The organism is Cupriavidus sp. FW305-3-2-15-C-LB2 (assembly GCF_058787575.1).
Genome location: NZ_JBYSZW010000006.1, coordinates 176,820 through 186,415, shown reverse-complemented (window position 1 = coordinate 186,415; position 9,596 = coordinate 176,820). Strand labels below are relative to the sequence as shown.

Genomic DNA, 9,596 nt, shown 5'->3' with positions numbered 1-9,596 from the left:
ACGATGACTCCATCGGCGGCCACTTCCTGCACCTGCTGCACGGCGAGAAGCCGTCGGCGCTGTGGGAGCGCGCCATGAACACCTCGCTCAACCTGTACGCCGAGCACGAGTTCAACGCCTCGACCTTCACCGCCCGCGTGATCGCCGGCACGGGCTCGGACATGTATTCGTCGATCAGCGGCGCCATCGGCGCACTGCGCGGCCCCAAGCACGGCGGCGCCAATGAAGTCGCGTTCGAGATCCAGAAGCGCTACGACAACCCCGACGAGGCCCAGGCCGACATCACGCGCCGCGTCGAGAACAAGGAAGTCGTGATCGGCTTCGGCCACCCGGTGTACACCACCGGCGACCCGCGCAACCAGGTGATCAAGGAAGTGGCGAAGAAGCTGTCTAAGGATGCCGGCTCGATGAAGATGTTTGACATCGCCGAGCGCCTGGAAACGGTGATGTGGGACATCAAGAAGATGTTCCCGAACCTGGACTGGTTCAGCGCGGTGAGCTACCACATGATGGGCGTGCCGACGGCGATGTTCACGCCGCTGTTCGTGATCGCGCGTACTTCGGGCTGGGCCGCGCACATTATCGAGCAGCGCATCGACAACAAGATCATCCGCCCGAGCGCCAACTACACCGGTCCGGAGAACCTGAAGTTCGTGCCGATCGGCAAGCGCAAGTGAAGCGGGGCCAACTAGCCCCCGTCGATAATGTAACCAAAGACCAGAGCACTACGCCGCTCTGGGCAAATCGTAGAGAATAGCGGCGGAAATTGTCCCGGCGCCGCCCGGTTTGACGGCGGCGAATGAAACATAAATCGATTTCAGTATCCGAAAGGCACTCACAATATGAAACATCTTGTCCTTGCCGCCTGCATCGGCGCATTCAGCCTGACCACCGCCACCGCCGTGATGGCGCAGGAACCCGCCAAGAAGACCACCAGCAAGAAGGCTTCGACCAAGAAGAAGGCGGCCGCCGGAACCGCCGCAGCGGCCGGCGCTGCTGCCGCGGTCACCCCGAACGGCGAAAAATGGCAGTGTGAACTGGGCAACAACCTGTATATCGCCGGCGACATGCTGCGCGACGAAGTCCTGACCGTGCACTGGCAAGGCAAGGACTACAAGCTGCCGCGCCAGGCCACGGTGACCGGCGCCGACCGCTACTATGACGCCCGCACCGGCCTGGACCTGGTGGTGATCCCGAGCAAGGCCATGCTGTTCAACAAGAACCTGGGCCAGCGCCTGGCCGACGACTGCCAGAGCGCCGCCATGCAGGCCGGCGCCGCGGCCCCTACCCAGGCCGGCGGCCTGCGCGCCCCGGCCACCACCCCGCTGCTGGTCACGCCCCCGGGCGGCCCGACGCAGGTGCCGGAAGGCGCCCAGCAATCCGCAGCACCCAAGCAGTAAGTCCGTACCGGGGCGGGGGGGGGGGGGGGGGCCGCTGAATTCCGGCCGCCAGCGCCCTTTTTTGCCTTGCCGGACGGCCAATCCCGGGTGGGCATGCTGTCGGGCCGGCGCCGTCGCGGCCGGCGGGTTGCCGAGCCGGGTGGCGCCAAAGCCGCGCGGCGGTTAGAGTATGCAGTTGCAGTGCGCTGCCGGCCTCGGACCGCGGTCAAATGCCGCGGCAGCGCACCGGGGTCTCGATTCAGGTCCGAGCCAAATGCCATCGCATCATCCTTCGATCGGAGTACGGCAATGCCCCACAACCTCAAGAACACGCTAAAAGAATTCAAGATCGGCTCTTCCGGCAAGGGCCAGTATTACTCCCTGCCCCAGTTGGGCGAGGAGCTGGACGTGGCAGTCGGGCGACTGCCGGTGTCGATCCGCGTGGTGTTGGAATCGGTGCTGCGCAACTGCGACGGCAAGAAGGTCACCGAAGAGCACGTCAGGCAACTTGCCAACTGGAAGCCGAACGCCGAGCGCGTCGACGAAATTCCCTTCGTGGTGGCCCGTGTGGTCTTGCAGGACTTTACCGGCGTGCCGCTGCTGGCCGACCTCGCCGCGATGCGCAACGTCGCCGAGAAGATGGGCAAGAACCCCAAGAAGATCGAGCCGCTGGTGCCGGTGGACCTGGTGGTCGACCACTCGGTGCAGGTCGACCATTTCCGCGAAAAGAAGGCGCTGGACCTGAACATGCAGCTGGAATTCCAGCGCAACAACGAGCGCTACCAGTTCATGAAGTGGGGCATGCAGGCGTTCGATACCTTCGGCGTGGTGCAGCCGGGCTTCGGCATCGTGCACCAGGTCAACCTGGAATACCTGGCCCGCGGCGTGCACAAGAAAGACGGCGTCTACTACCCGGACACCCTGGTCGGCACTGACTCGCACACCACCATGATCAACGGCATCGGCGTGGTGGGCTGGGGCGTCGGCGGCATCGAGGCCGAGGCCGGCATGCTGGGCCAGCCGGTCTATTTCCTGACGCCGGACGTGGTTGGCGTGGAGCTGAAGGGCCGCCTGCGCGAAGGCGTCACCGCGACCGACCTGGTGCTGACCATCACCGAGATGCTGCGCAAGGAGAAGGTCGTCGGCAAGTTCGTCGAGTTCTTCGGCGAAGGCACCGCCAGCCTGGCTCTGCCCGACCGCGCCACCATCGGCAACATGGCGCCGGAATACGGCGCCACCATGGGCTTCTTCCCGGTGGACGAGAAGACCATCGACTACTTCAAGGGCACCGGCCGCACCGAAGAGGAAATCGCCGCGTTCGAGGGCTATTTCCGCGCACAGAAGATGTTCGGCATTCCCAGGGCCGGCGAGATCGACTACAGCAAGGTGGTGACGCTGGACCTGGGCACGGTGGCGCCGTCGCTGGCGGGCCCGAAGCGTCCGCAGGACCGCATCGAGATCGGCAACGTCAAGAGCACCTTCGCCTCGCTGTTCAGCAAGCCGGTGGCCGAGAACGGCTTCAACAAGGAGGCGGCCGACCTGGACCGCGCCTACACCACCACCGACGGCCTCGAGGTGAAGAACGGCGACGTGCTGATCGCCGCGATCACGTCCTGCACCAACACCTCCAACCCGAGCGTGCTGCTGGGCGCCGGCCTGCTGGCCAAGAAGGCGGTGGAAGCCGGCCTGACGGTGGCGCCGCACATCAAGACCTCGCTGGCCCCGGGCAGCCGCGTGGTGACTGAATACCTGACGGCCGCCGGCCTGCTGCCCTACCTGGAAAAGCTGGGCTTCGGCGTGACCGCCTATGGCTGCACCACCTGCATCGGCAACGCCGGCGACCTGACGCCCGAGCTGAACGAGGCCATCACCAGGAACGACCTCGTGGCCGCTGCCGTGCTGTCGGGCAACCGCAATTTCGAGGCCCGCATCCACCCGAACATCCGTGCCAACTTCCTGGCCTCGCCGCCGCTGGTGGTGGCCTACGCCATCGCCGGCAATGTCACGCGCGACCTGATGACCGAGCCCGTGGGCAAGGGCAAGAAGGGCCGCGACATCTACCTGGGCGATATCTGGCCGACCTCGGAAGAAATCCACGCACTGATGAAGTACGCGATGGATGCCAAGACCTTCAAGGGCAACTACGAACAGGTCAAGAAGCCGAGCAAGCTGTGGGCCGGCATCAAGGGCACCAAGGGCCAGGTCTACGACTGGCCCAAGTCGACGTACATCGCCGAGCCGCCCTTCTTCCAGGACTTCAGCATGCAGCCCGCCGCCACCAGCGCCAGCGTGCGCGGCGCGCGTGCGCTGGGCATCTTCGGCGATTCGGTGACGACCGACCACATCTCACCGGCCGGATCGATCAAGGACACCTCGCCCGCGGGCAAGTACCTGCTGTCGCACGGCGTGCTGAAGGCCGACTTCAACAGCTACGGTTCGCGCCGCGGCAACCATGAAGTCATGATGCGCGGCACCTTCGCCAACGTGCGCATCAAGAACCTGATGATCCCGCCCAAGGCCGACGGCTCGCGCGTGGAAGGCGGCATCACGCTGCACCAGCCCACCGGTGACGAAATGTCGATCTACGATGCCGCCATGAAGTACGTGGCCGAGGGCACGCCCACGGTGGTGTTCGGCGGCGAAGAGTACGGCACCGGCTCGTCGCGCGACTGGGCCGCCAAGGGCACGCAGCTGCTGGGCGTGAAGGCCGTGGTGGCACGCAGCTTCGAGCGCATCCACCGCTCCAACCTGGTCGGCATGGGCGTGCTGCCGCTGCAGTTCAAGGGCAACGACAGTGCGCAGACGCTGGGCATCACCGGCAACGAGACCTTCGATATCGAAGGCATCGAGGGCGACCTGAAGCCGCAGCAGGACGTGGTGCTGGTGATCCATCGCGCCAATGGCGACGTGCAGCGCGTGCCGGTGCTGTTGCGCATCGATACGCCGATCGAGGTCGACTACTACAACCACGGCGGCATCCTGCCGTTCGTGCTGCGCCAGCTGCTGGCCGCCTGAGATCCACCTGAGGCGCCCGCAGCCTGCCAAGGCTGACGCCGCCTGCCCGGGCCCCGTTGGCGGGGCCGGGGCAGGCGGCGTTTTTCATTGAGGTCCTGCGCCCCTTGCATCACCCCGAACGAAGCCGGGCGCGTGTAAGTTCCACGCAAGCCAGTGCTGCCACACTGTGTTGCACAAGAACAGCGGTCGCACGACCGGAAGCCGGGTCCGCCCGGCATCATCCAGAATCAGGAGACACCATGGTTAAGATCCTTATCGCATTCGTCGTGGTTGCCGGCGCGGCCCTCTACCTGCTGACCAAGGGCGGCAGCGACGTTTCCATGTCCGGCGAGTCGCACAGCGTCGAAAGCCACGCGCCCGCGGCCCCTGCCGCCTCCGCTCCGGCCCAGAAATAAAGCCACACGCCCGGGCGCGTCCGCACACGCTGCACGCATATAGCGGCCTGCGTGTCAACGCAACGAGTAGAATACCGTTTTACGCATAAACGGACGGTTTCTTTCTATGGCAGGTTTTCGCCCCAAGGCTTCCCCACGACTCTCCCCTGACGCCGAGCGTCTGGTGGCCGATGCGCTCGCCCTCGACGCTTCGGGCAGCCGCATGGAGGACGCGTACTGGGAACGGCGGCTCTCGCAGCGCCTGGGCCGCCTGCTGAAGAACGGGAGCCAGACCGCGCTCGACGCGGCGCTGGAACACCTGTTCAAGCACAATGCAGACGCCTCCGACGTGCTGGCCGAGCAGGCCGAGACGCTCGCCGAATCCGCCACCATCGAGGTCGACGGCCAGCGCCATGACGCGCTGCTGATCGCCGCCCCGATCCTGGCGCACACGCGCTACGCCATTCCCTCCGGCTCGCTCAAGCCGGAGCTGGCGCAAACGTTGGCGGTGCACTTGCAGGCACATGTGCTGGCCACCGGGACCAAGGTCTCGCTGTCGCCCTACCTATACAGCATCGACCAGCTGCCGCGCACGCACAGCGACACCTTTGCGCTGACGCACAAGCTGTCCGCGGCCGCCCTGGCCGGCACGGTACCCAAGGTCGACTTGCGCGACCTGCCCGAGACCGCGCCGATCCTGGCCGATCCGCGCTACCTGCTGGCCGTGGTGGTGGCTCCGCACGAGCAGGCGCTGTTCCGCTGGCAGGAAGACGCCAAGGAGCACCACGCCGAGCGCTCGACCTGCCTCGACCAGTGGCGCACCCAGGTGCAGCCGTCGGTGGCGCTGCTGCTGCCGGGCTGCGAGTTCGAGCTGCTGCTGCCCGACGCATTCTTCCTGTCCTGCCGCGAGTCCGACAAGAGCATCCGCCCGCTGACCGTGCGCGCCGCGGTCAACTACCTGTGCGGCACGCTCGACATCTCCGCCGGCCAGCTGGCCGCCGTGGTGGCTGCCTTCGGCGAGGAAGTGGTCGAGGAATACCGCGTGGGCTTCACCATGCGCGGCGAGAAGGATGTGATCTACGGCATCGTGTGGCCGGTCTACGGCCGCGAAGCCGGCGAGGTCGATGCCGACGAAAAGGGCAACCCGCTCGAGCAGATCTGCGAGGAACTGCGCAACGCCGGCGTAGAAGACATCTTCCGCCACGCCGCGCTGTTCGATCCGGAATACTGCGAGGACTGCGGCACGCCGCTGTACGCGGACCGCAACGGCGAGATCGTGCATGCCGAACTGCCCGAGGACGCCCCGACGCAGCAGCCGCTGTTCCACTGACGCGCCCGGCTGCGCCTGGCAAAAAGACGGCCCGCATGCGCGGGCCGTTTTCATTGGCGAGCCGCTCAGGCGCGCTGGCGCTCGCTGACGCAGCGCCACAAGCCGTGGCCCGATGCCCCGTACTTGCGCTCGAACGGCGTCATCGGTTGCGCCGGGGACCACGCCTCTACCCGCGCCGGGCGCCCGACCAGTGCTAGCGCCTGGGCAAACTCATCGATATAGATGCGCCAGTTGCTGCGGCACTCCAGATAGTCGCCGCAGGCGGCCAGCGCCGGGAACACCGCATGCCCCTGCCAGCGCCGCCCCAGGTGGCCGATCTTGGGCCACGGGTTCGGGTACAGCACGTAGTGGCGCGCCACCGGCACGGCCTCGGCCTGCAGCAGGCGCCACACATCGACCAGGTCGGCCCGCGCCCAGCAGAAGTTGGCTGGCATCGGCGCCTCGCCCCACCAGTCCTTGCCGGCGGCCAGGCGCTTCTCGGACTGGTCGATGCCGATCACGAAGTGGTCCGGGAACGCTGTGGCCAGCCGCAGCGTGCTTTCGCCCACGCCGCAGCCCGCATCCAGGATCAGCGGCGCGCCGCCGGCCTGCTGCCAGCTTTGCAGCGCCGCGCCGAGCTCGCGCCGGCTGGCTTCGCCGATGGGCTTGCGGAACGGCTCGGCCAGGTGGCGCGCGACGCGCGCGGCCAGGTGTTCGTGGACATCGGCCTGGGCCGAGACAATGGTGCGGGAATTGGCAAACATGGGCGCCATTCTAACGGCGCCGTCCCGCATCGGCTTGCCTGCCCGCGCCAAAGGCTGCAACCAAGCCACTTTAGCGGCACAATGCGGGACAAACCCGCCTGAGAACCCGGCCGCGCCCGCGCGGACCCGTACGAGGAGCCAGCCAGATGACACCGACCCACGCCCTGCCGCCGCAACGTCCGCCCCGCCGCCCTGCCCGTCGCGCCGTGCTCCATGCCGCCACCGCGCTGGTGCTTGGCAGTGCCGCCTTCACGCTGCTGCCGGCGGGTGCCGCCCACGCCGAAGACCTGCGCATCGGCCTGGCGGCCGACGTGACCTCGATGGACCCGCACTGGAACAACTCGGGCCCCAACAACGCCATCGCGCTGCATGTGTTCGAGTCGCTCGTGTTCATGGACAAGAACGCGCGCTACATCCCCGGCCTGGCGTTGTCGTGGAAGCCGGTCAACGCCATCACCTGGGAGATCAAGCTGCGCCCCAACGTGAAGTGGCATGACGGCTCGCCCTTTACCAGCGAGGACGTCAAGGCCTCGCTGGAGCGCCCGGAGAAGCTGGTCAACAGCCCCGGCTCGTTCACCAGCTACACCAAGCCGATCGCGCGCATCGACACGCCCGACCCGCTGACGGTGCGCCTGACCATGAGCGTGCCCAATTACGCCAACCTGGCCAACGACCTGAACAGCGTGCCGATCATGCCGAAGAAGGTCGCCGCCACGCTGACGCAGGCGGACTTCGACTCGGGCAAGGCGATGATCGGCACCGGCCCGTTCAAGTTCGTGCGCTTTGCGCGCGGGCAGGAAATCGTGATGGAGCGCAACCCCAACTACTGGGGCCCCAAGCCCGAGTGGGACCGCGCCATCTTCCGCATCATCACCGACAACGGCGCGCGTTCGTCCGCGCTGCTGGCGGGCGATGTCGACGTGATCGAGAGCGTACCGTCGGCCGACGTCGCCAAGCTGAAGCAGAATCCGAAGTTCAAGATCGAGCAGCAGGTGTCGTGGCGCACCATCTTCTGGCAGATGGACCAGTCGCGCGACAACCCGCCCTTCGTCACCGACAAGGCCGGCAAGCCGCTGGGCAAGAACCCGTTCAAGGATGCGCGCGTGCGCGCCGCAATCAGCAAGTCGCTGAACCGCGACGCCATCATCAGCCGCATCATGGAAGGGCTGGCGGTGCCGGCATCGTCGATCGTGTCGCCGCAGATCTTCGGGCATCCGGGCACCAAGCCGGAGGCCTATGATCCGGAAGGCGCGAAGAAACTGCTGGCCGACGCGGGCTACCCCGACGGCTTCGGCCTGACGCTGCACGCCACCAACAACCGCTACCTGAACGACGCCGCAGTGGCGCAGGCCACCGCCAGCATGCTGACGCGCATCGGCATCCAGACCAAGGTGGAGACGTTGCCGGTGGCGGCCTACTTCACGCGCGCACGCCAGGGCGAGTTCGCCTTCCAGATGCTGGGCTGGGGCTCGGCCGCGGCCGACGTGGCCTTGCGCTCGATCACTGGCACGCCCAACCCCAAGACCGGTTACGGCACCTGGAACTGGGGCAAGTACAGCAACCAGCAGCTGGACCAGCTGATCGAGAAATCGCTGACTACCGTCAGCAGCGACAAGGCGCGTGAGGAGAATGCCCGCATCGCGGCCAAGTTTGCGCTGGCCGACCACGCGATCATTCCGTCGCACAGCCAGCTGGCGATGTGGGCGATGAAGAAGGGACTGAAGTACGAGGCGCGCACCGACGAGTGGTCGCTGGCGCAGTTCTTCCACAAGGAGTGAGGGCGGGACTGCCTGCTGCCGCTCTCCCGCGCAGCGGGAGAGCGGCCGTTCCTCAGATCTTCAACCGCTCTTCCTGCCGCGCATTCGCCGCGCGCAGCTTCTGCACCCAGTCGCGCGCAGGCAGGCCGGTAGTCTTCTCGACCACATCGGCGCGCGCCTCGATCACTTCCCACGACACATCGATCTCCGGCCCATTGAATGCCAGCGCAATGACGTTGCCGTCATGCACTTCCGGGAACACCAGCACGCGGTTGTCGAAGGCATCGCAGATGCGTTCGATATTCTTCGGAAAGCTGTCGTGGTCGCCGAACAGGTTGATGGTCATCACCCCGGGTGCCTTCAGCGTGCGGCGGCAGGCGCGGTAGAACGCGGTGGTGTCCAGCACCGGGCCGCGCGCGGTGGCGTCGTACAGGTCCACCTGCAGCACGTCGATGGCGCCGGCGTGGGTGCCGTCCATCACGTAGTCCCAGGCATCCTGCTCGCGCACGGTCAGGCGCGCGTCGTCCTCGCGCAGGCCGAACATGCTGCGCCCGGCGATGATCACCGCGGGGTTCAGCTCCACCGCGGTCACGCGCGCGCGGCTGAACTGGCGGTGGCAGAACTTGGTCAGCGCCGCTGCGCCCAGGCCCAGTTGCACCACGTGGAATTCTTCGACCGAGGGCGACAGGAACAGCAGCCAGGCCATCATCTGCTGCGCGTATTCCAGCTCGATCGCATCGGGCTTGCGCAGGCGCATCGCGCCCTGCACCCACTCGGTGCCGAAGTGCAGGTAGCGCACTCCTTCCATTTCCGAGAAGGTCACCGGCGCAAAGCGCGGCGTCATGCGTTTTTCTTCGCGTGCCGGCGCCTCGCCACGGGTGCGGGTGCCACGTGCCGGACGGCGCGAGGCCACGGCTTCAATCGATTTGCGTTTCAGTAGGGTCATGTTGTCGAGAAAGGCGTTCAGCACCCGTTCCAGCATGGATGGGGGAAACGCG

At 66.6% G+C, this 9,596-nt stretch carries 8 protein-coding genes; 6 read left to right on the top strand and 2 right to left on the bottom strand.

The features are described from left to right. The 5 genes from AC3WRR_RS07455 to AC3WRR_RS07435 all read left to right on the top strand — a co-directional run. The coding region (locus tag AC3WRR_RS07455; RefSeq protein ID WP_492294628.1) for a citrate/2-methylcitrate synthase at positions 1-677 on the top strand (677 nt) is incomplete at its 5' end. A gap of 165 nt (positions 678-842) precedes the next feature. Continuing rightward, positions 843-1,400 (top strand): hypothetical protein, encoded by a 558-nt coding sequence (locus tag AC3WRR_RS07450; protein ID WP_010813536.1) that lies wholly within the window; start codon positions 843-845, stop codon positions 1,398-1,400. 288 nt (positions 1,401-1,688) lie between these two features. Further along, entirely contained in the window at positions 1,689-4,394 is a 2,706-nt protein-coding gene (acnA, locus tag AC3WRR_RS07445) for an aconitate hydratase AcnA (RefSeq protein ID WP_011615748.1), read from the top strand. Positions 4,395-4,633: 239 nt separating this feature from the next. Further along, entirely contained in the window at positions 4,634-4,789 is a 156-nt protein-coding gene (locus AC3WRR_RS07440; protein WP_010813538.1) for a hypothetical protein, read from the top strand. Between the two features lie 106 nt (positions 4,790-4,895). Then, a complete protein-coding gene (locus tag AC3WRR_RS07435) occupies positions 4,896-6,098 on the top strand; it encodes a DUF2863 family protein (RefSeq protein WP_010813539.1) in 1,203 nt (400 codons plus the stop codon). A 65-nt stretch (positions 6,099-6,163) separates the two neighbouring features. Here the strand turns inward: AC3WRR_RS07435 and trmB are convergent, their stop codons facing one another. Then, positions 6,164-6,850 carry a tRNA (guanine(46)-N(7))-methyltransferase TrmB gene (gene trmB / locus AC3WRR_RS07430; RefSeq protein ID WP_492296556.1) on the bottom strand — a complete coding sequence of 229 codons (687 nt, stop codon included), beginning with the start codon at positions 6,848-6,850 and terminating at the stop codon, positions 6,164-6,166. Between the two features lie 137 nt (positions 6,851-6,987). Here trmB and AC3WRR_RS07425 point away from each other — a divergent pair, with 137 nt between their 5' ends. Next, positions 6,988-8,619: an ABC transporter substrate-binding protein gene (locus AC3WRR_RS07425; RefSeq protein WP_011615749.1), complete on the top strand. Its 1,632-nt coding sequence runs from the start codon at positions 6,988-6,990 to the stop codon at positions 8,617-8,619. 52 nt (positions 8,620-8,671) lie between these two features. Here the strand turns inward: AC3WRR_RS07425 and AC3WRR_RS07420 are convergent, their stop codons facing one another. Further along, entirely contained in the window at positions 8,672-9,544 is an 873-nt protein-coding gene (locus tag AC3WRR_RS07420) for a class I SAM-dependent methyltransferase (protein WP_010813542.1), read from the bottom strand. Positions 9,545-9,596: the final 52 nt, after the last annotated feature.